Annotated in this window: 19 protein-coding genes and 1 pseudogene; 14 read left to right on the top strand and 6 right to left on the bottom strand. The window is 69.6% G+C overall.

Annotated elements, in window-relative coordinates; translation table 11 throughout:
- Positions 1–45 precede the first annotated feature (45 nt).
- The 6 genes from ACFZDK_RS06200 (at position 46) to ACFZDK_RS06175 (ending at position 8115) form a co-directional block, all read left to right on the top strand.
- Entirely contained in the window at positions 46–1017 is a 972-nt protein-coding gene (locus ACFZDK_RS06200) for a hypothetical protein (protein ID WP_390970275.1), read from the top strand.
- A gap of 62 nt (positions 1018–1079) precedes the next feature.
- A complete protein-coding gene (gene chvE, locus ACFZDK_RS06195) occupies positions 1080–2189 on the top strand; it encodes a multiple monosaccharide ABC transporter substrate-binding protein (protein WP_390970273.1) in 1110 nt (369 codons plus the stop codon).
- Between the two features lie 42 nt (positions 2190–2231).
- Positions 2232–3782 (top strand): multiple monosaccharide ABC transporter ATP-binding protein, encoded by a 1551-nt coding sequence (mmsA, locus tag ACFZDK_RS06190; protein WP_390970271.1) that lies wholly within the window; start codon positions 2232–2234, stop codon positions 3780–3782.
- Complete coding sequence (gene mmsB, locus ACFZDK_RS06185) at positions 3779–5023, top strand: multiple monosaccharide ABC transporter permease (protein ID WP_390970269.1); 1245 nt, start codon at positions 3779–3781, stop codon at positions 5021–5023. Before mmsA ends, mmsB begins: the two co-directional genes overlap by 4 nt.
- Before the next feature lie 53 nt (positions 5024–5076).
- Positions 5077–6231, top strand: a complete 1155-nt coding sequence (locus tag ACFZDK_RS06180; RefSeq protein WP_390970268.1) for a galactose-1-epimerase — start codon at positions 5077–5079, stop codon at positions 6229–6231.
- Between the two features lie 234 nt (positions 6232–6465).
- The gene (locus ACFZDK_RS06175; RefSeq protein ID WP_390970266.1) at positions 6466–8115 is read left to right on the top strand and encodes an aminotransferase class I/II-fold pyridoxal phosphate-dependent enzyme; all 1650 of its coding nucleotides are present in this window, start codon (positions 6466–6468) and stop codon (positions 8113–8115) included.
- A 384-nt stretch (positions 8116–8499) separates the two neighbouring features.
- Here ACFZDK_RS06175 and ACFZDK_RS06170 read toward each other — a convergent pair whose 3' ends face one another.
- Positions 8500–9420, bottom strand: a complete 921-nt coding sequence (locus ACFZDK_RS06170; protein WP_390970264.1) for a sugar phosphate nucleotidyltransferase — start codon at positions 9418–9420, stop codon at positions 8500–8502.
- Between the two features lie 153 nt (positions 9421–9573).
- On the bottom strand, positions 9574–10536 hold the full coding sequence (locus ACFZDK_RS06165; RefSeq protein WP_390970262.1) for a family 43 glycosylhydrolase: 963 nt from the start codon (positions 10534–10536) through the stop codon (positions 9574–9576).
- A gap of 202 nt (positions 10537–10738) precedes the next feature.
- Between ACFZDK_RS06165 and ACFZDK_RS06160 the strand changes: the two genes are divergently transcribed.
- Positions 10739–11494 carry an intradiol ring-cleavage dioxygenase gene (locus tag ACFZDK_RS06160; RefSeq protein WP_390970260.1) on the top strand — a complete coding sequence of 252 codons (756 nt, stop codon included), beginning with the start codon at positions 10739–10741 and terminating at the stop codon, positions 11492–11494.
- A gap of 41 nt (positions 11495–11535) precedes the next feature.
- On the opposite strand, the gene ACFZDK_RS06155 is transcribed toward ACFZDK_RS06160, so the two are convergent.
- On the bottom strand, positions 11536–12000 hold the full coding sequence (locus ACFZDK_RS06155; protein ID WP_390970258.1) for an ATP-binding protein: 465 nt from the start codon (positions 11998–12000) through the stop codon (positions 11536–11538).
- A 129-nt stretch (positions 12001–12129) separates the two neighbouring features.
- Between ACFZDK_RS06155 and ACFZDK_RS06150 the strand changes: the two genes are divergently transcribed.
- A complete protein-coding gene (locus ACFZDK_RS06150; RefSeq protein WP_390970256.1) occupies positions 12130–12951 on the top strand; it encodes a Scr1 family TA system antitoxin-like transcriptional regulator in 822 nt (273 codons plus the stop codon).
- A complete protein-coding gene (locus ACFZDK_RS06145) occupies positions 12948–13199 on the top strand; it encodes a DUF397 domain-containing protein (protein ID WP_390970254.1) in 252 nt (83 codons plus the stop codon). Before ACFZDK_RS06150 ends, ACFZDK_RS06145 begins: the two co-directional genes overlap by 4 nt.
- Here ACFZDK_RS06145 and ACFZDK_RS06140 read toward each other — a convergent pair.
- Positions 13171–13662 (bottom strand): hypothetical protein, encoded by a 492-nt coding sequence (locus ACFZDK_RS06140; RefSeq protein ID WP_390970253.1) that lies wholly within the window; start codon positions 13660–13662, stop codon positions 13171–13173. The two genes, ACFZDK_RS06145 and ACFZDK_RS06140, sit on opposite strands and share 29 nt — an antisense overlap.
- Before the next feature lie 59 nt (positions 13663–13721).
- Between ACFZDK_RS06140 and ACFZDK_RS06135 the strand changes: the two genes are divergently transcribed.
- A complete protein-coding gene (locus ACFZDK_RS06135) occupies positions 13722–14225 on the top strand; it encodes a hypothetical protein (protein WP_390970251.1) in 504 nt (167 codons plus the stop codon).
- Here the strand turns inward: ACFZDK_RS06135 and ACFZDK_RS06130 are convergent.
- A pseudogene (locus tag ACFZDK_RS06130) lies at positions 14177–15684 on the bottom strand (hypothetical protein). The gene ACFZDK_RS06135 and the pseudogene ACFZDK_RS06130 overlap by 49 nt on opposite strands.
- A gap of 128 nt (positions 15685–15812) precedes the next feature.
- Here ACFZDK_RS06130 and ACFZDK_RS06125 point away from each other — a divergent pair.
- The 4 genes from ACFZDK_RS06125 (at position 15813) to ACFZDK_RS06110 (ending at position 19898) form a co-directional block, all read left to right on the top strand.
- A complete protein-coding gene (locus tag ACFZDK_RS06125) occupies positions 15813–16493 on the top strand; it encodes a response regulator (protein ID WP_390970249.1) in 681 nt (226 codons plus the stop codon).
- Positions 16480–17949 carry an ATP-binding protein gene (locus tag ACFZDK_RS06120; RefSeq protein ID WP_390970247.1) on the top strand — a complete coding sequence of 490 codons (1470 nt, stop codon included), beginning with the start codon at positions 16480–16482 and terminating at the stop codon, positions 17947–17949. The genes ACFZDK_RS06125 and ACFZDK_RS06120 overlap by 14 nt, the downstream gene beginning before the upstream one ends.
- A 279-nt stretch (positions 17950–18228) precedes the next feature.
- On the top strand, positions 18229–19215 hold the full coding sequence (locus ACFZDK_RS06115) for a helix-turn-helix domain-containing protein (protein ID WP_390970245.1): 987 nt from the start codon (positions 18229–18231) through the stop codon (positions 19213–19215).
- A 26-nt stretch (positions 19216–19241) separates the two neighbouring features.
- On the top strand, positions 19242–19898 hold the full coding sequence (locus ACFZDK_RS06110) for a maleylpyruvate isomerase N-terminal domain-containing protein (protein WP_390970243.1): 657 nt from the start codon (positions 19242–19244) through the stop codon (positions 19896–19898).
- Positions 19899–19921: 23 nt separating this feature from the next.
- On the opposite strand, the gene ACFZDK_RS06105 is transcribed toward ACFZDK_RS06110, so the two are convergent.
- Positions 19922–20581 carry a DUF4360 domain-containing protein gene (locus tag ACFZDK_RS06105; RefSeq protein WP_390970241.1) on the bottom strand — a complete coding sequence of 220 codons (660 nt, stop codon included), beginning with the start codon at positions 20579–20581 and terminating at the stop codon, positions 19922–19924.
- Positions 20582–20610 lie beyond the last annotated feature (29 nt).

Here is a 20610-nt window from a genome sequence, read left to right as displayed (position 1 = left end):
CGAGCCGCGAACCTTGTCCGAAATACCGAACACGAAGGACAGCTTGTGACGACCGACGCTTCCGTTACGGCGGCCCGCCGACCCGGTGAGCAGGCGCTCACCGCCCTCGGTCTGGGTGCGCCCGCCCTCGACCCCGCCGACGCCTCCGCCCACAGCTTCCCCGGCGGCGGCAAGTGGCGCACCGAGATCCCCTCCTGCGAGGGTCCCGAGGCGCTGGCCGTCGTCCTCAAGGAGTCCTCCCGCCTGGACGTGCCGATCCACCGGATCAGCCAGGGCAGCGGCGTGTGGATGCTCACCGACGCCGAGATCACCGAGATGGTCGAGGCAACCGGCGAACGGGACATCGAGCTCTGCCTGTTCACCGGCCCGCGTGGCACCTGGGACATCGGCGGCTCGGTGCGCTCCGACTCGCGGGGGGCCGGACTGCGCGCCCGCGGCCACGATGCCGTCGCGGGGTGCGTCGAGGACGCGGTCCGGGCCACCGAACTGGGCGTCAAGTGCCTGCTGGTCGCCGACGAGGGCGTGCTGTGGACGCTGCACCGGGCGCGTGAGACCGGGATCATCCCGGCGGACACCACGCTGAAGGTGTCGGCGCTGATCGGCCCGGTCAACCCGGCGTCCTATGCGGTGTACGAGCGTCTCGGCGCCGACTCGCTCAACGTGCCCAGCGACCTGACGCTCGATCACCTCACCGAGATCCGCCGGGTCTCCGGCGCCCCCATGGACATGTACATCGAGGCCCCCGACGACCTCGGCGGCTACATCCGGATGTACGAGGTCGCCGAGCTGATCCGGCGCGGCGCACCGCTCTACCTGAAGTTCGGCCTGTCCAAGGCTCCCGGCATCTACCCGTGGGGCACCCACCTGCGGGACGTGACCCTGGACACCGCCCGGGAGCGGGTGCGGCGCGGCCGCCTCGCCCTGGACCTGCTCGCCCGGCACGGCGCGGACGGCGACATGGCGCCGCTCGGTTCCCGGCTGCCCGGCCCGCTCAACCGCTTCCCCGCCGACGCCTGAACCGCCGACGGACCAGACCCAGCACAGCCCCTCTCAACGACGAGACGAACAGGACTGATCACATGCGCAACCGCAGAGCTGCACTGACCGCCATAGCCGGGGCCGCCTCCCTCGCTCTGACCCTGTCCGCATGCGGCCAGAGCAGCGAGGGCGGCAGCAAGGAGGACAGCGGCAGCGCCAAGGGCGGCACGATCGGCATCGCGATGCCGACGAAGTCGTCCGAGCGCTGGATCGCGGACGGCAAGAACGTCGTCAAGAACCTGGAGTCCAAGGGCTACAAGACCAAGCTGGTCTACGGCGAGGACAACCCGGACACCCAGGTCTCCCAGATCGAGAACCTGATCACGCAGGGCGTCAAGGGCCTGATCATCGCGGCCATCGACAACAAGTCCCTGAACAACGTGCTCCAGGAGGCCGCGGACGCCAACATCCCGGTCATCGCCTACGACCGGCTGATCCTCGGCACCAAGAACGTCGACTACTACGCGTCCTTCGACAACGAGAAGGTCGGCGTCGAGCAGGGCACGTACATCGTGCACAAGCTGGGCCTGGACAGCGGCAAGAAGGGCCCGTTCAACATCGAGCTGTTCGCCGGCTCGAACGACGACAACAACACCAAGTACTTCTTCAACGGCGCGATGAGCGTGCTCCAGCCGTACATCGACAAGAAGCAGCTGGTGGTCAAGTCGGGCCAGACCGCGCTGAACAAGGTCACCACGCTGCGCTGGGACGGCGCGACCGCGCAGTCGCGCATGGAGGACATCCTCACTTCCTCCTACAAGTCCGCCAAGGTCGACGCGGTGCTCTCGCCCTACGACGGCATCTCGATCGGCATCATCGCCGCGCTGAAGTCGGACGGCTACGGCTCCGGCAGCCAGCCGCTGCCCGTCATCACCGGCCAGGACGCCGAGCTGGCCTCGGTGAAGTCGATCATCGCAGGTGAGCAGACGCAGACCGTCTACAAGGACACCCGGCAGCTCGCCAAGGTCGCCGCGACCATGGTCGACGACGTCCTGAACAAGAAGACCCCCCAGGTCAACGACACCAAGACGTACGACAACGGGTCCAAGGTCGTCCCCGCCTACCTGCTGCAGCCGGTGAGCGTCGACAAGACCAACTACGAGGACGTCCTGGTCAAGGGCGGCTACTACACGGACGCCGAGCTCAAGTAATCCGCCGACCCTGATCGACAAGCACTGATTGGAAGGCAGACCATGGCGGGACCCGTCCTGGAAATGCGCTCGATCGTCAAGACCTTTCCCGGCGTCAAGGCACTGTCGGACGTCACACTGACCGTCCGCCAGGGCGAGGTCCACGCCATCTGCGGGGAGAACGGCGCCGGCAAGTCGACCCTGATGAAGGTCCTCTCCGGCGTCCATCCGCACGGCAGTTACGAGGGCGAGATCCTCTTCGAGGGCGAGCCGTGCGCGTTCGGTGACATCCGGGCGAGCGAGCAGCGCGGCATCGTGATCATCCACCAGGAGCTGGCGCTGTCGCCGTACCTCTCCCTGGCGGAGAACATCTTCCTCGGCAACGAGCACGCCAAGGGCGGGTTCATCGACTGGCGGGAGACCCTGCGGCACGCCACCGAGCTGCTGCGCCGGGTGGGTCTGGAAGACCACCCGGAGACCCGCGTCACCGACATCGGCGTGGGCAAGCAGCAGCTGGTGGAGATCGCGAAGGCGCTGTCGAAGAAGGTGAAGCTGCTCATCCTCGACGAGCCGACCGCGGCTCTGAACGACGAGGACAGCGGCAAACTCCTGGATCTGATACTGGAGTTGAAGAACCAGGGCATCACCTCGATCATCATCTCCCACAAGCTCAACGAGATCCGCCGGGTCGCCGACTCGGTGACGATCATCCGCGACGGCCACTCCATCGAGACCCTCGACGTGAAGTCGAAGGAGACGACCGAGGAGCGGATCATCTCGGGCATGGTCGGCCGCGACCTCGACCACCGCTTCCCCGAGCGCACTCCCTACGAGGGCGAAGAGGACGCGGCCCCGGCCCTGGAGATCCGCGACTGGACCGTGCGGCACCCGATCGACCAGGAGCGCAAGGTCGTCGACGACGTGTCGATCCACGTCCGGCGCGGCGAGATCGTCGGCATCGCGGGCCTGATGGGCGCCGGCCGCACCGAGCTCGCGATGAACGTCTTCGGGCGGACCTACGGCCGTTACGACGGCGGCACGGTCCTCAAGGACGGCACGGAGATCCGTACCAAGTCGGTCGCCGAGGCGGTCGGACACGGCATCGCGTACGTCACCGAGGACCGCAAGCACTACGGCCTCAACCTCATCGACACCATCAACCGCAACATCTCGCTGACCGCGCTCAAGAAGGTCGCCCGGCGCGGGATCGTGGACGAGCACGAGGAGCGGCAGGTCTCCGAGGGCTATCGCAAGTCCATGAACATCAAGGCGCCGACGGTCTTCGAGCCGGTCGGCAAGCTGTCGGGCGGCAACCAGCAGAAGGTCGTCCTCAGCAAGTGGATCTTCGCGGGTCCTGACGTGCTGATCCTGGACGAGCCGACCCGCGGCATCGACGTGGGCGCCAAGTACGAGATCTACACGGTCATCGACCAGCTCGCCGCCCAGGGCAAGGCGGTCGTCTTCATCTCCTCCGAGCTGCCCGAACTGCTCGGCATGTGCGACCGCATCTACACCATGGCCGCGGGCCGTCTGACCGGTGAGGTGCCCAGGGCCGAGGCCACGCAGGAAGTGCTGATGCGCCATATGACGAAGGACAAAGAGGTAACGCGATGAGCACGGATGTCACCGCCAAGAGCCCGGCGCCCGCGCCGCCGGGCAAGAGCGGATCGGCCGCCGACGGGAACCTGCTCCAGCTGGTCCTCGACGGGCTGCGCCGCAACATGCGCCAGTACGGCATGCTGATCGCGCTCGGTCTGATCGTCGCCCTGTTCGCCGTGTGGACCAACGGGGACCTGCTGCTGCCGCGCAACGTCTCCAACCTGGTGCTGCAGAACAGCTACATCCTGATCCTGGCCATCGGCATGATGATGGTGATCATCGCCGGGCACATCGACCTGTCGGTCGGCTCGCTGACGGCGTTCGTGGGCGCGTTCGCGGCCGTGCTGACGGTCAATCACGGAATAGCCTGGCCGGTCGCGCTGGTCATGTGTCTGGTGATGGGTGCCGTCGCGGGCGCCGCCCAGGGTGTGTTGATCGCCTACTTCGGCATACCGTCGTTCATCGTCACCCTCGCCGGGATGCTGCTCTTCCGCGGTCTCACCGAGATCCTGCTCCAGGGCCAGACCATCGGCCCGTTCCCGAACGGTCTGCAGAACCTGGGCAACGGCTTCCTCCCCGAGGTGGGCCCGCACACCAACTACCACAACATCACCCTGCTCCTGGGCATCGTGCTGATCGCCGCCGTGGTCTGGCAGGAGTTCCGCGACCGGCGCCGCCAGCAGGAGTTCGCCCTCGACGTGCCGCCCACCCGGCTGTTCCTGCTGAAGCTGACCGCGCTGGTCGCCGCGATCCTCGTCCTCACCATGCTGCTCGCCAGCTACAAGGGTGCCCCGATCGTCCTGATCGTGCTGGGCGCGCTGGTCGTCGGCTACGGCTACGTGATGCGCAACGCGGTCTTCGGCCGGCACATCTACGCGATCGGCGGCAACCTGCCGGCAGCCAAGCTGTCCGGCGTCAAGGACAAGAAGGTCACCTTCTACGTCTTCCTGAACATGGGCGTGCTCGCGGCCCTGGCCGGCCTGGTGGTAGCGGCCCGGCTGAACGCGGCCTCGCCGAAGGCGGGCGACGGCTTCGAACTGGAGGCGATCGCCTCCTCGTTCATCGGCGGCGCCTCCATGAGCGGCGGTGTCGGCACCATTCTCGGCGCCATCATCGGCGGTCTCGTCCTCGGCGTGCTGAACAACGGCATGAACCTCCTCAGCGTCGGCACCGACTGGCAACAGGTCATCAAGGGCCTCGCCCTTCTCGCGGCGGTCGGGTTCGACGTGTGGAACAAGCGCAAGTCCGGTTCGTAGTCAGCCCGGGCCCCGCCGGAAGGCGGGGCCCCTCCTATTCGCAGGAGCCGCACATGGAACTGAACAGACGCACGGTCATCGCAGGAGCCGCGGCGGCGGGCATCGCCGCCACCACCCTCGGCACAGGGACCGCCGAGGCCGCCTCGGGAGGCAGGAAGCCGGTGAAGGAGTCCTTCGGGAAGCTCGCCGACGGCACGAAGATCTACCGCTGGTCGCTGGAGAACGGCGGCACCCGGCTGAAGGTCCTCAACTGGGGCGGTGTCGTCCAGAGCCTGGAGATCCCGGACCGGCGCGGCCGCTACGCCAACGTCTCGCTGGGCTTCGACAACATCGACGACTACGTCGCGAAGACCCCGTACTTCGGCGCCCTCATCGGCCGCTACGGCAACCGCATCGCCAAGGGCCAGTTCACCCTGGACGGCAAGTCCTACCAGCTGTCCGTCAACGACGGCGTGAACAGCCTGCACGGCGGCACCCAGGGCTTCGACAAGCACGTCTGGGACGTCGAGCCGTTCACCAAGGGCTCGGACGTCGGCCTGCACCTGCACTACACCAGCGTCGACGGCCAGATGGGCTACCCGGGCACGCTCAAGGCGAAGGTGACGTACACCCTCACCAAGCGCGGCGAGTGGATCATCGACTACGAGGCCACCACCGACAAGGCCACGGTCGTCAACCTCACCAGCCACGTCTACTGGAACCTGGGCGGCGAGGGCAGCGGCACGATCGAGAACCACGAGCTGACGATCGCCGCGGGCAAGTACACGCCGACGGACACCGGGCTGATCCCCACCGGTGAACTGGCCACCGTCCACGGCACGCCGTTCGACTTCCGCGAGACGAAGACGATCGGCCGGGACATCCGCGCCGCGCACGTCCAGCAGGTGCAGGCCAAGGGCTACGACCACAACTGGGTCCTCGACAAGGGGATCACGGCCAAGCCCGAGCACGTGGCGACGCTGCGCGAGCCGCGCTCCGGCCGCACGCTGAAGATAGCGACCGACCAGCCGGGGCTGCAGTTCTACTCCGGCAACTTCCTCGACGGGACACTGACCGGCACCGGTGGGAAGACCTACCGCCAGGGTGACGCGCTGTGCCTGGAGACGCAGCACTTCCCGGACTCGCCGAACCATGCGAACTTCCCGTCCACCGTGTTGCGGCCGGGGCAGGTTTACAAGACGCGGACGATTCACACTTTCGACGCGTGAGGTTGTGGGGAACTGTGCGGCCGGTAAGGGGCTGGTCGCGCAGTTCCCCGCGCCCCTGACGGGGCGCCGCACAGCCGGGTGACAAGAAGAAACGTAAACTCACACTTCTTTCACACCCGTTGAACAGAGGATCAGCTGTCTCCGTACTAAGGGGTGGCCCGTGCTCCCCCGCGCGGGCCACCCAGGACGACGGGCCCGGACGTCCCCAACGGGCCCGCCTCATACGGAGGTTCAATGGCCGGCAACGTCACCTCGTTGTTCCGCAGCGGTGCGCACAGCCCGTCGATGGCGGCGCTGGCACGCGAAGGAGGCGACGGGACCGGGCCGGTTGACTTCTGCATCCCCTGCAACCCCTACTTCCCCACCCCGGCCATGATGGAAACGATGGCCGCCCGGCTGAAGGACATCATCACCTTCTACCCCTCCAGCGCCGACACCATCACCGCCGAGCTCTGCAACCTCCTCCAGCTCCCGCCGCAGGCCGTGGCCATGGGCAACGGCTCCACCGAGCTGATCACATGGATCGACCACCTGCTGGTCCGCGAGTCCCTCGCCATCCCCGTCCCCACCTTCGGCCGCTGGACCGACCAGCCGATGGAGACCGGCAAGCGCGTCGACATGTTCCCGCTCCAGGAGTCCAACGGCTTCGCGCTGGACCTCGCGCAGTACGCCGACTTCATCCGCAAGCGGGGCACCAAGGTCGCGGTCATCTGCAACCCCAACAACCCCGACGGCGGCTTCATCCACAAGCAGACCCTCGTGCAGTTCATGGACGCCATGGCCGACCTGGACCTGATCGTCATCGACGAGTCGTTCCTGGAGTTCGCCGACGCCGAGGCCGAGCCCAGCGTCGTCCAGGAGGCGATGCTCCGCCCGAACGTCATAGTCCTGCGCAGCCTCGGCAAGAACTTCGGCCTGCACGGCATCCGCTTCGGCTACATGGTGGCCAACCCCTCGCTGGCCGGCAAGGTCCGCTCGATGCTCCCGAAGTGGAACCTCAACGCGTTCGCCGAGTACGTCGTCTTCATGCTCAAGGAGCACGGCGCCGAGTACGCCCAGAGCCTGCTGCAGATCCGCAGGGACCGGCTGGAGATGGCCAGCCAGCTCTCCTCGCTGCCCGGGCTGACCGTGTACCCCTCGCAGGGCAACTTCCTCTTCGTGCGCCTTCCCGTCGGCGCCGAGGGCACCGTGGTCCGGGACCGGATGCTCACCGAGCACCGGATCCTGGTCCGCGAGTGCGGCAACAAGATCGGTTCGTCCAGCCGCTTCCTGCGTCTCGTGGTGCGCCCCGAAGTGGACGTACGTCGCCTGGTGTCCGCCATGGAACAGGTGCTCTACGGGACCAGGAGGGGAGCCGCCGTGCCCGAGCTGGGCAATGGGACCAGCTACAGCTCGGGTACGGCGGCGGTGGACCGGCTGGTGAGCGAGACCAACGGGGCCGGGATGCAGCTCGCGCAGGCCGTGGGCGCGATGCCCGGCCCGGGTCTGGCCGCGGCTCCCCCCATGGCGCCGGCCATGGCCCCCGCCATGGGGCCGGGGCTCGCCGCGGCTCCGGCCGCCGGTGTCGGCATGCCGCTCCCCGTCGGCGGTCAGCCGGTCGGGATGCCGATGCCGGCGGCGGCCGCGCCGATGATGCAGCAGGTGCCGCAGCCGATGATGGCGCCGGCGCCCGCTCCGGCGCCGCCCATGCAGATGCCGATGGCTCCGCAGGCCGGGCCGACTCCGCCCGGGGTACCGGCGCGGGGCGGGCTGACCGCCGCGCAGGTACGAGGCGCCACCGCCCCCGCCCCCGCCCAGGCGCCCGGGTTGTCGCCTGCGGCGGCCACCGGGTGGCCGAACGCGCAGAGCTGGCCCAATGCGGCGGGGATGGGACAGGCCGGCTGACGCCGAGCGCCGTAGGGGTTCCGTGCGCGGCCGGGTGCGGGTTGTCCGTGGCTGGTCGCGCCCACGCGGCGGTAGCCGCACATTCACTGCAGCCCCGCGCCCTTTCAGGGACGCTCACCACATCTCGGACATAAACGGCCGAAATGGATTAATTACCCCTAAAGGGTTTCTGTTCGAGGCGAAGATCGATAACGCGGGTGCGGGCCCGGGCCCGGGTGCGGGCCAAACAGCACGGTGCCCGTCCGCTGAGAACGCGGACAGGCACCGGATCGAGCGCCGGGCAGGCCTTGCACCTGCATTTCCCCGCAGGAAGCGGGGCGTCTTTCCTTGGACCACCAACGCAGCACCAGCCACCGGAAGTTACGGCGACCAGCTCTGAAACGATCATACCGTATCCGGCGTGCCCTCCTGCTCCCCGTCGAGCCGGCGCACCAGGCCGCGCAGCACGGGCCCGTACTCGGGGTGGGCGAGGGCGAAGGCCATCTGGGCGACGAGGTAGTCGGCCGGGTTGCCGGTGTCGTACCAGCGGCCCTGGATGACCTGCCCGTACACGGCCCGGCTGGTGGCGTAGGCGTTGATGGCGTCGGTCAGGTACACCTCGCCGGTGCGGCGCTCGTACCAGCGGCGGGTCTGTTCGCGCAGCTCGTCGATGATGCCGGGGGTGACGACATAGCCGCCGATGGCCGCGTACGGGGAGGGCGCGTCGGCCGGGGCGGGCTTCTCGACCAGGCCGGTGATGCGCAGCTGGCCGTCGCCGAGGTCCTCCTTGACGATGGGCACGCCGTAGCGCTGGGAGTCTGCGGGGTCCATGGGCAGCAGGGCCAGGACCGGGCAGCCGGTCTGCTCGTAGGCGCGGATCAGCTGCTGGGCGCGGGGGACCTCGGCGACGAACACGTCGTCCGGCCAGAGCACCAGGACCGGCTCGTCGCCGAAGGAGCGGGCGGCGTTCAGCACGGGGGTGCCGTTGCCGTACGGGCCGTACTGGTCGAGGTAGGTGATGTGGCCCTTGCGGGCCAGCTCGGCGACCTCCTCGACGGCGTCCGCGTAGGCGGTCTTGCCGTCGGCGCGCAGCTGGTCCACGAGCCCGGGGTTGGGCCGGAAGTGGTCCTGGATCAGGCTCTTGCCGCCCGAGACGACGATGGTGATGTCGGTGATCCCGGAGTCCACCAGCTCGCGCACGGTGTGCTCGATCACCGGTTTGTCGCCGACCGGGAGCATCTCCTTCGGCGTGGCCTTGGTCAGCGGCAGCAGGCGGGAGCCCAGTCCGGCGGCGGGGATCACGGCCCTGCGGATCGTCGGCGACATCAGGTCTCTCTCGGTCGGACGGCACGGTGTCCGCCGACGCTACCAACGGCCCCTGTGCCGCCCGGCGAACAGGGGCCGACGGGAAGCCGTCCCCCGGATGCCTTCCCGGCGAAGCCGGGACGTCGTCCCGGGTCCCGGCTTCGCCGGATGCCCTCAGTAGGCCACCGGCCAGCCCGTGCTCCAGTCCAGCAGGTTGATGCCGAGCTTGGGTGTGCCGCTGTCGTTGCCGTCGTAGTAGTGGTAGACGATCAGGTCGCCGTCCGTGTCGTTCATGATCGACTCGCCGCCGGGGCCGATGACCGTGCCGTGCGACTCCAGGACGGCCGTGCCGCCGTTGCCGGTCATGGCGACGCCGCTCTTGTCGTAGTACGGGCCGGTGACCGAGGTCGCGCGCCCCACCTTGACCTTGTAGGTGCTGCTGGTGCCCTGGCAGCACAGGTCGTAGGAGGCGAAGAGGTAGTAGTAGCCGTTGCGTTTGACGACGTACGGCGCCTCGACCGCCTTGCTGCCCGTGGGGCGGGCGGCGAGGGAGTAGCGGGTGGTGTCACCCGAGTACTGCTTCCCGGTCGACGGGTCGACGCGGATCATCTTGATACCGGTCCACCAACTCCCGAACGACAGCCACCACTTGCCGTCGTCGTCCACGAACAGGTTGGGGTCGATGGCGTTGTAGTCGCTGGCGGACGTCGAGGTGTAGACGGTGCCGTAGTCCGACCAGGAGCCCGGCAGGCCCGTTGTGGAACCGGCCAATCCGATGGCCGAGGTGTTGGAGCCGAAGGTGGAGACGGCGTAGTACATCAGGTACTTGCCACCGTGGTACGAGATGTCCGGCGCCCACGCCTCCGTCGCGTACGCCGACCACCAGCTCGGCTTCGTGGTGAACGCGTCGGAGCCCGCCGTGAAGGCCACGCGGTTCGTGGACGTCTTGTACGCGAGGCCGCCGCCGGTGGAATACAGCAGGTAGCGGCCGGCGGAGGTACGGATCATCGTCGGGTCGTGGACGACGACGTCACCGGTGACCGTGCCCGGGTTGGGGTACGCCGACGCGCTCGTCGGGACCAGGGCGAGCAGGATCGCGGCGGGGAGGGCGAGGAGTGCGGTGCGAGTGCGGCTCACGCGAAGCCTCCTTCGTAAATTGTCCGAGGTGTCGAACAGCGATCGCCAATTCGGACGGACCGTAGAATCGAATCGTTTCGCCGTCAACGGTTCTCACAGGGGTCACGTGTCAACTCACCTGTCTCAACAGAAGACTTGACTGAAGCTCACTTTGCCCAACTGACAGCTCGCGAACAGAAACCGTTCCTACGGTGCCGTGTCCATGACAGACACCTCAGAGGGCGCCCGCTCCGTCGGACGCCGTACCGTACTCGTCGCCACCGGGACGACCGCCGCTGCCCTGGCCGTAGGCGCAGCGGTCTCGACCGAGGCCCCCGCGGCAGTCGCCGCCCCCGACCTCCAGCCGGCCGCCGCCGCGGTCTGCACGCTCACGGAGGAGATGACCGAAGGCCCCTACTACCTCGACGGCGCACTGGTCCGCACCGACGTCACCGAGGGGAAGCCGGGCATCTCCCTCAAGCTCGCCCTCACCGTCGTCAACTCCGCCTGCACGGTGATCCCCAACGCGCTGGTGGAGGTCTGGCACTGCGACGCCCTCGGCGAGTATTCCGGGTACGTCGGCAACAACGGCCACAACGAGTCCGACGACGGCACCTTCCTGCGCGGTGGCGTGCTCACCAACTCCAGCGGCGTCGCCAACATCACGACGATCTACCCGGGCTGGTACCGGGGCCGCTGCGTCCACATCCACGTGAAGGTCCACACCGGCGTCACCCTGACCTCCGACGGCTCCTTCACCGGCGGGTCGACCCTGCACACCGGCCAGCTCTTCATCAACGAGTCCATCACGACCGCGGTCGCGGCGGTCTCGCCCTACTCGACCAACACGGTCACCCGCACCACGCTCTCCCAGGACGGGATCTACGACGACGGAGGCGCCTCCTCGGGCCTCATGACCGTCACCGGCTCCACCTCCGCCGGCTACACCGGCACCCTCACCCTCGGCGTCTCCAGCTGACGTCACGGGCCCCGGGGAAGGTGCGTCCCCCGGGGCCCGGCTCACGGTCTCCGCCGCAGCGGCAGGTCCACCTCGGCCCGTACGGTCTTGCCCGGTGCGCCACCGCAGTCCCGCTCCACCACCTCCCAGCGGTCGGCCAGCGCGTCCACCAGCACCAGCCCGCGCCCGCCGTCGTCCAGCACCCCACGCGGTGCTACGACCCCGGGTGCGGGCGGCCGCCGTTCCGCCCGGGTGTCGGTGACCTCCACCCGCACGCTCCCCGTCACCACCGACACCCGCAACTCGAAGTCCCGCCCCGGCACCCGCCCGTGCGTCACCGCGTTCGCGGCCAGCTCCGCGACGATGACGGACACCTTGTCGACGACGTCGGGTGCCGCGAACACCCCTCCCCACGCGTGCAGTTGGGCGACGGCAAGGTGCCGGGCGAGCCGGGCACCCCGTGGGGTGGCACTGAGCCGCTGGGCGAGTGTTCGACTGACGGTGACGGTGGCGGGGGGTGCGTCCATGCCCCCAATCTGGCCTCCGGAACGGGCACTTCTCCAGGTGGGAGCCGCGTACGCCGGTGGCGCGTACGCGGTCACCGACTGGACCGTACTGGTCACGGGCCGTCACCATGGGGGCGGGAGGTGGCCTACGTGAGCGATGGAGTCGAGCCGGAGTCGTCGGACAGTCTGCGGACTTTCGGGGCGGTGGTCCAGGCACTGCGGGAGCATGCGGGGCTGAGCCGCGAGGAGTTCGGAGAGCAGGTGCGGTTCTCCAAACACACGGTGGCATCGGTGGAGTTGGGGAGGCGGATGCCGGACGAGTCCTTCGTGGAGGCGGCGGAGGAGGCCCTGGGCAACACGGGGGCCTTACGGCGGGCTGCGGGGTATGTGGCGCGGCAGCCGGGACTGGCGGCTTGGTTTCGGCGGTGGGCGCGGATGGAGGCGACGGCGGTCACCCTCTACACCTACGAATGCCGTCTGCTTCCGGGGCTGTTGCAGACGGAGGCATACGCACGGACGCTGTTCACCCAGCAACTGCCGCCCCTGGACGACGGCCAGATCGAGGCGCAGTGGCTGGCTCGCGCGGACCGGCAACGACTGCTGCGCGAGCGCCCCAACACGGCGTTCAGCTTCATCCTGGAGGAGGGGGTCTTCCTGCGCCGGACCGGCGGCACGGAGGTCACCCGGGAACTCATCGACCACGTGCTGCAACTCGCCGAACTGCGGAATGTCGAGGTGCAGGTCATGCCGCAGGTGCAGGCATCGCACGCAGGACTCGACGGTCCGTTACAACTCCTGGAGACCCCGGAGAACAAGTGGTTCTCGTACTGCGAGGGACAGCGAGGCGGCCTGCTGATCTCCGACCCCAAAGAGGTCAGCATTCTCCAGCAGCGCTATGCCAGGATGCGGTCACAGGCTCATACGCTGGAAGACTCCTGGAGCCTGTTGCAGCGGATGCGAGGGGACTTATGAGCACCACGGAACTGGTCTGGTTCAAGAGCAGCTACAGCAGCGGCGGCGACGGCGACTGCGTCGAAGTCGCCCTCTCCTGGCACAAGTCCAGCTACAGCAGCGGCGGTTCCGGCGACTGCGTCGAAGTCGCCGCCTGTCCCGCCACCATCCACATCCGCGACTCCAAGGACCGGAACGGCCCCCAGCTGACCCTCTCCCCCACCACCTGGGCCAACTTCCTCACGCACGCCGGGAAGCGGCTGCCCTGACCTGCTTGAACCAGGCATCCGACACGCTCTTCGGAACCGTGCCGGTCAGGCCGCCCTCCTTGGTGAAGGCGAGCGCCCCGCTGTAGGCGCCGCCGCCACAGCCGTCGGGCTGGCGGCTGAGCCTCTTGTCGGTGGACGCGTCGATAAAGGGCTTGGTGCTGCCCTTGCGGGTGACCCGGAAGCGTACCGTGCCGAGGTCGGGGCCGATGTCGTCCGGCAGCGGCAGATGGACGCTCGTGACGTCCTCGGCCGGTATCCGGTCCTCGACGCACCGGTCGTGCGCGCAGAGCCGGACGGAGGCGCCGGCGAGACCGTCGTAGCCGTCCTGCGCGAAGAGCACCCTGACCTGGGTCACCACACCGACACCGGCGCAGGGTTCCGCCTTCCCCGCGCACCCGGACAAGCCGACGAGGAGCGCGACGGCACCGCCGGACACCCGCGCGTACCGGACCGGATTCACCACTGCGTCCCGCCTTGCCACCTGCCCATCATCGCCCACATCGGCGGTGCGATGATCGCCGCATGAGACATGGAAGACGGGCGTTGCTCGCCCTCCTCACGACCGGCCTCCTCGCCTCGTGCTCCGGCGGCGGGGACACGGCCCTGGACGGCAGTTCGCAAGCGTCCGGCGTCGCCGGGTACGACCACGCCCAGGTCGGCGACGAGTACTGGGTGGCGATGCCGCCGTTGTCGAACAGGTCGGGGAAGCCGCTCACCGTCGTCGACGCGAAGATCGTCCATGTGCCGGCCGGGCTGCGCATCACGGGTTACCGGGTGTTCAGTGCCGGAGGGGGCGGCTACCTCATCGGGCCGTCACCCGTCGCCGCCACGGACGACGTGAAGGACGGTCCGATCCGGGTCGCGGCGCACGACCAGTCGGACCAGTACTACGAGGCCCGGGTCAAGGTGACCGGAGCCGTGCACGGGGACCTCACCGACTGCCGCTTCACCTACCGGCAGGGCTCCACCACGCACCATCAGGACCTCGGCTGCGACACCCGGATCCGGCTGGGCAAGCCTCTCTGACGCACATAGACGGTGACGCGCGCCCCGTTGACATGGGTCGTCCCGGACGCGCGGAAGTGGCGCCGCAGGGTGCTTGTCTTCGCTTCCTCCTGCGGGTCGGTGGGCGCGTGCGCACCCGCCGGGTCGCGGACCACGACGATCCGGTCGAACTCCAGCATGCGTGCCGCGATTTCGTGGGCGGGAAGCTCGACGCCCGCAAGCGTGTCCGACGAAACGGGGTCCTGTGCCAGGGCGAGATCCGTCAGAGCACGGGTGTCCTCGGGGTCGGCCGCGGTCCAGGCCCGGTACCGGCCGGGGAGATAGAGCAACCCGTCGCCGGGACGGCCTTCCCTGCGTACGGCGGCGCCGATGGCGGTGACGTCGTTGCTCCGGCTCTGGGGCGTCCGCAGCGCAAGGCTCGGCGGGACGAGCGCGGCCAGTACGGCGACCGCCGCGATCCACGCGGTGCCGGAAGACCGCCACAGCCGGTGGAAGTGATCCAGCCAGGCCCCCAGCAGCAAGGCGATTCCGATATTGCCGTAGAGCACATACCGGTCGACGAAAAGGGGCTTGGCCAGTGAGGCGATCAGCAGCAGAAGGCCCGGCAGCACGAGAATCGGCACAGCCAGCGCGGAAAGCCGCACGGGCCCCCTCGTCCCCAGGGGCGCTCGGGCACACACCACGCCACGACCGCCACGACCAGGAAATAGCGAAGCCGCACCGGTCCGCTGATCCAGGGCACCTGCTCCGACTGCCCCGCACTGCGGATCGCCAGCGGCAACAGCCCGGCCACAACGCCCGCGGCAGCCGCACTCCACGCCCTCAGCACCGGTCGTGGAACACGGGAGACGAGCAGGGTGACGCCGTGCGCGACCAGGGCGAGGACCGCGAACTCATGGAGCAGACAGGCCAGCAGCATGATGGAGCCGTAGACCGCCCACCGCCACCGGGTGCGATGCGGGACGCCGGCCACGAGCGCGTACGTGGCCCAGGTGACCAGGGCGCAGACCATGGCGTACGAGCGGCCTTCCTGCGTGTACTTCTGTACCTGGAGGAGGAGCGGGAACACCAGCCCGGCCAGCAGCCCGGCCCGGGGTCCCGCCAGGCGCAGCCCCAGCAGCCCGACTCCGCTCGCCGCCACGGACATCGCCAGCACGGACGGCAGCCGCAGCGTGAGCAGCCCTCCGCCGAAGAGACCGAAGATCTCGTGCATCACGGCGTAGTAGAGGGCATGGACCAGATCGACATGCCGGGCGGTGTGCCATATCTGCGCAAGATCGCGGTGCGCGAGCTGATAGGTGACGGACTCGTCCCCCCACAGGGTGTTCTGCCTGCGGATACCCCAGAGCCCCAGAGCGATGGTCAGCGACAAGGGCGCGATGACGACAACGGCTCGGGCCGGACTCGGTGATGGTCGGCGGGCGGATACGGGAGGGGAAACCGTCCTGGCCACGGCGGGACCACGTTCGGCAACAGACATCGGCGACAGGGCCTTTCGACAGCGGCGAAGAAACCCCGCCACCGTGCCGGGACCTCGTTGACCGGACGCTGACCCGACCTGACCGGCCGATCAGGAAGGCGGGCCGGCGCTGTGCGAGGCTGCACCGCATGCGCATCCTGGTGGTCGAAGACGAGGTGGACCTGGCCCGGACCCTGCACACCGGTCTGACCGCCGAGGGCTACAGCGTGGACCTCGCCCATGACGGCAGGCAGGGACTGTGGATGGCCCGGACCGGTGAATACGCCCTGGTCGTACTGGACTTGATGCTGCCCGGACTCAACGGCTACAAGGTCTGCGCCCAGTTGCGCCGGGAGGGCAACGCGACCCCCATCCTGGTACTCACCGCCAAGGACGGGGACTGGGACCAGGCAGAGGCCCTGGACACGGGGGCCGACGACTACCTGGCCAAACCCTTCTCCTACCCGGTGCTCGTCGCACGGCTGCGGGCCCTGGTCAGACGAGCCGCCACGGTCGCCCCGCCGGTCCTTGCCGTGGGCGACCTCTCGCTGGACGTCGCCGGCCGGGTCTGCCGCCGGGCCGGGACCCGGGTGGACCTCACGCCCCGGGAGTTCGCCGTCCTCGAACTGCTGGCCCGCCGGGCGGGCCAGGCGGTCTCCAAAGCGGATCTGCTGTACCACGCCTGGCCCGACGAGGCATGGGATCCCAACCTGGTGGAGGCGCGCGTCAGCGCCCTCCGCAAGAAGGTGGACGCCGCGTTCGACCGGAAGTCCCTGCAGACCGTACGGGGTTCCGGCTACCGGCTGGTGGACGACCGTGACCGCGACTGAGCCGCGACGCCGCTGGTGGCCGCGTTCGGTACGAGCCCGCACGGCGCTGGCCGCCGCCTCGACCGCCGCCGTCATTCTGCTCGGCATCGGCTGGTGGCTGCACCACGATCTCTACCGCCAGAGCACGCAGATCGCCGAGGACCAGGCCAAGGCACAGCTCTGGTCTCTCTGCGATCAGTTGCGCCAGGGTGTCGTCCCCGACTCCACCAGCACCGTGCCGTACGAGGTCGTCGCCACCGGCCGGCGCACCGCTGTCGCCTACGGCGGAGGCATGGACGACTTCGATCCCGGCACCCACCACGTGATGCCCGCCCCGCCGAAAGCCCAGCGGGTCGAGATCATCACCACCGTCCGCCTGCCCGCGAACCCCGACTACGACCCCAGTGACAAACTCTCCGTGGCCGGCGGGACCCATCAGGTCGTCACGGCCGACATCTGGGCCGATGAGCTGAGCAGCGCCCAAGCCGCCGCTCTGGGCGTCACCGCCGACGCCGAGCTGCGGGTCTATGTGGTGGTGCTCCCGAACACCGCCGAGGCCATCGCCAGGACCACCGACCAGCTGCTGCTGCGGGCCGGGCTCGTCAGCCTCGTACTGATCGCCGCCGCCACCTACTTCGCCGTCCGCGTCGCGCTGCGGCCGGTCGAGGCCATCCGCGTCCTCACCGCCTCGGTCACCGCGCACGACCCCCGCGAACGCGTCACCGTCCCCGCCACGGGCCACGAGATCACCGCCCTGGCCACCACCATCAACACCACCCTCCAACGCCTCGACGACGCGGCCGCCCGGCAACGCCGCTTCGTCGCGGACGCCGCCCACGAACTGCGCAGCCCCCTCACCACCCTGCTGGCCAGCCTGGAGGTCGCGCTCGCCTACCCGGACCGCACCGACTGGCCCGCCGCGGCCACCACCGCCGCACGCCAGACCCGCCGCCTCCAGGCCCTCGCCGAAGACCTGCTGCTCCTGGCCCGCCTCGACACCCGCACCCCCGCAGCCGACGCCGAACTCGTCGACCTGACCGCCCTCGCCACCCGGCTGACCGAGCAATACCCCCTCGCCGACAGACCGTTGACCCTCACCTGCGACAGCACCGCCCCCGCACACGCACACGGGAACCCCGACGCGTACGAACGGCTGCTGCGCAACCTCGTCGACAACGCCGCCCGCCACGCCGCCCACCGCATCCAGATCACCGTCCGCAACCAGGACGCCTGGATCGTCCTCACGGTGCACGACGACGGACCGGGCGTGCCCGCCGAGGACGCCGAGCGCATCTTCGAACGCTTCGTCCGACTCGACGACGCCCGCTCCCGCGACCAAGGCGGCACCGGCCTGGGCCTCGCCATCGCCCGCGACCTGGCCCACCGCCACCGAGGCACCCTCACCCTCGTCCCCCGCACCCTCGGTGCCTGCTTCCAGCTACGCCTTCCCCGAGCCCCCGCCCCGGCCGGGACATGACGCGCCGGCCTCCGGCTGATGCCGGAGGCCGGTTCGCTGCCGCTTGGCACGGGTCGGCTCAGCCGAGGGTGTTGCCGCCCGAGCCGACGGTGATCACGTCGGTGTCCCAGAGGTTGTCGATGCCGGGCAGTGCGGTGAGCTCCAGCACGTCCACCGACCTCCACCCCGGCTCGGGATGCGGAGGGCGTCGACCTCGGCGACCGGTTTACCGAGGAGAGCCCCGGCCGCGTAGGGGCACCGTTCGATGGCAGGATAGGCCGTGAGCGATAGAATCGTGCCATGTCCGCCGACATCGACTTCCTGCCCGCCCGCCCCCACCGGGTCGTCGTCCTCGCCCTCGACGGGGTCTACCCCTTCGAGCTGGGCATCCCGAACCGGGTCTTCCCCTGCGTGCCCGGCGCCTACGACGTGGTGACGTGCGCGGCGACCGAGGACCGTACGGTGGCGACCAACGCCGACTTCTCGATCACGGTCGGGCACGGGCCGGAGGCGCTGGAGAGCGCGGACACGGTGGTCGTACCGCCGTACGACATGGCGCGGATCGCGCAGGAGCTGCCCGAGCCCGTCGCCGCCGCACTGGCACGGATCCGGCCCGGGGCCCGCATCGTCTCCATCTGCACGGGGGCGTTCGCGCTGGCGGCGGCCGGGCTGCTGGACGGGCGGCCCGCGACGACCCACTGGGCGCTGGCGCCCCGGTTCCGGCGGATGTTCCCGCAGGTCGCCCTTGACCCCGACGTGCTGTTCATCGACGACGGCGATGTGCTGACCTCGGCGGGGGCGGCGTCCGGGGTCGACGTGTGCCTGCACGTCGTGCGCGCCGACCACGGCAGCGCGGTCGCCAACAGCGTGGCCCGGCAGTGCGTCGTACCGCCGTGGCGGGACGGCGGACAGGCGCAGTACATCGAACAGCCGGTGCCGGACGAGGGCGCCACCGGTACGGCGGCCACCCGGGCCTGGGCCCTGGAGAACCTCGAACGACCCCTCGCGCTGCAGGAGTTGGCCGAGCACGCCCGGATGAGCCGGCGCACCTTCGCGCGCCGCTTCCAGGAGGAGACCGGCGTCAGCCCGGGCCGCTGGCTGATCCAGCAGCGGGTGCACCGGGCCCGCCACCTCCTGGAGACCAGCGACCTGCCCGTCGACCGCATCGCCACCGAGGTCGGCTTCGCCACCGGCACCTCCCTGCGCCAGCACCTGCACGCGGCCATCGGCGTCTCCCCACAGACGTACCGGAACACGTTCCGGACCACAGCGGCAGGCAAGGCATGAGCGGCCTCGCTGCTAGCTTGCCGGGCGTGGATCTCTTCTCGCAGGCGTGGACGGCGTTGCGGACCGCGGTGGCCGGGCTGCCGGACGAGGACTTCGGCCGTCCCTCCGGCTGTACGGGGTGGCTGGTCCGGGACCTGGTCTGCCACCTGGTCATCGACGCCCAGGACGTCCTGATCACCCTGGCCACACCGGCCGAGGCGGAGCCGACGCGGACCGCGGTGACGTACTGGGAGGTCAGCCGGGAGCGGCCGACGGGCGAGGACCCGCTCGACGCGCTGACGGTCCGGCTCGCCGCGGCCTACGAGGACCCGGGGCTGCTGAAGTTCCACCTGGACGACGTGGGTTCGGCGGCGGGGCGGGCGGCCCGGCTGGCCGATCCGGCCGCCCGGGTGGGCACCCGCGACCAGGTGCTCACGGTGGCCGACTACCTCTCGGCGTACGTCCTGGAGTGGACCCTGCACCACCTGGACCTGGTCGCCCACCTGCCGTCCGCGCCCCGGCCACCGGCACAGACCCTCGCCGCGGCCCGGGCGATGCTGGAGGAGATCGCGGGTGCGGCCTTCCCCGCGTCGCTGTCCGACCCGGACGCGCTGCTGACCGGCACCGGCCGGCGAGCGCCGACGGACGCGGAGAAGGCCGCACTGGGCGGACTCGCGGCGGACATCCCGTTGTTCCTGGGCTAGCCGCGGCCGCCGTCCATCGCCGTCTACTTGCCCGGACACTCCTTCCAGGCCATGTGATAGACGGTGCTGATGTCACCGTCGGTGGAGTCCATGGTCATGAAGCTGACCTTGCCGGGGTTGGCGCTCCCGGCGTTCACGCGCAGCTCGGTGTTGATGTTGAAGTTGCGCTGGACCCCGCAGGGCGCCCAGACCAGCTGGGCCCAGTCGGTGGTGTCGGTGGCCTGCCAGTTGTCGTCGTAGGGGCCGCTGAAGGGGTGGCTGGCGGCGGCCGTGTTGGACGAACCCTGGAAGTAGTACGAGGCACGCTGGGTGCCGGTGGCGCCCGACTGCAGGGACGCGAAGCCGCGGTAGTCGGCGCTGGCGATCGCGTACGTGAAGCCCTGCGGCACATGCACGACCAGGTTGAGCTGGCAGTTGCGCCGGAAGGCAGTGGGGTCGGAGTTGCCGCCCGCCTGCGCGAGGTAGGCGCTGTAGGTGACGGTGAAGGCGGTGTTGTCCTCCGAGACGGCCACGGCGGTGGTGCCCGCCGGGCACCCGGAGCCGTTGACCGTGGCTATGTTGATCACGATCTTGTCCGGCGGCGGGTCGTCGAACACGGGCGACGAGGAGGCACGGGCCTGAGCGGGCAGCCCGGCGGCGAGCAGCGCGGTGAGCGCCCCGCCGAGCAGGAGTCCACGTCTCATGGTTTCTCCAGTTCGGTGATCGAGTGGGG

The organism is Streptomyces sp. NPDC007901, from assembly GCF_042959465.1.
In the GTDB taxonomy this organism is placed as follows: domain Bacteria; phylum Actinomycetota; class Actinomycetes; order Streptomycetales; family Streptomycetaceae; genus Streptomyces.
This window is presented reverse-complemented; position numbering and strand designations above follow the sequence as displayed.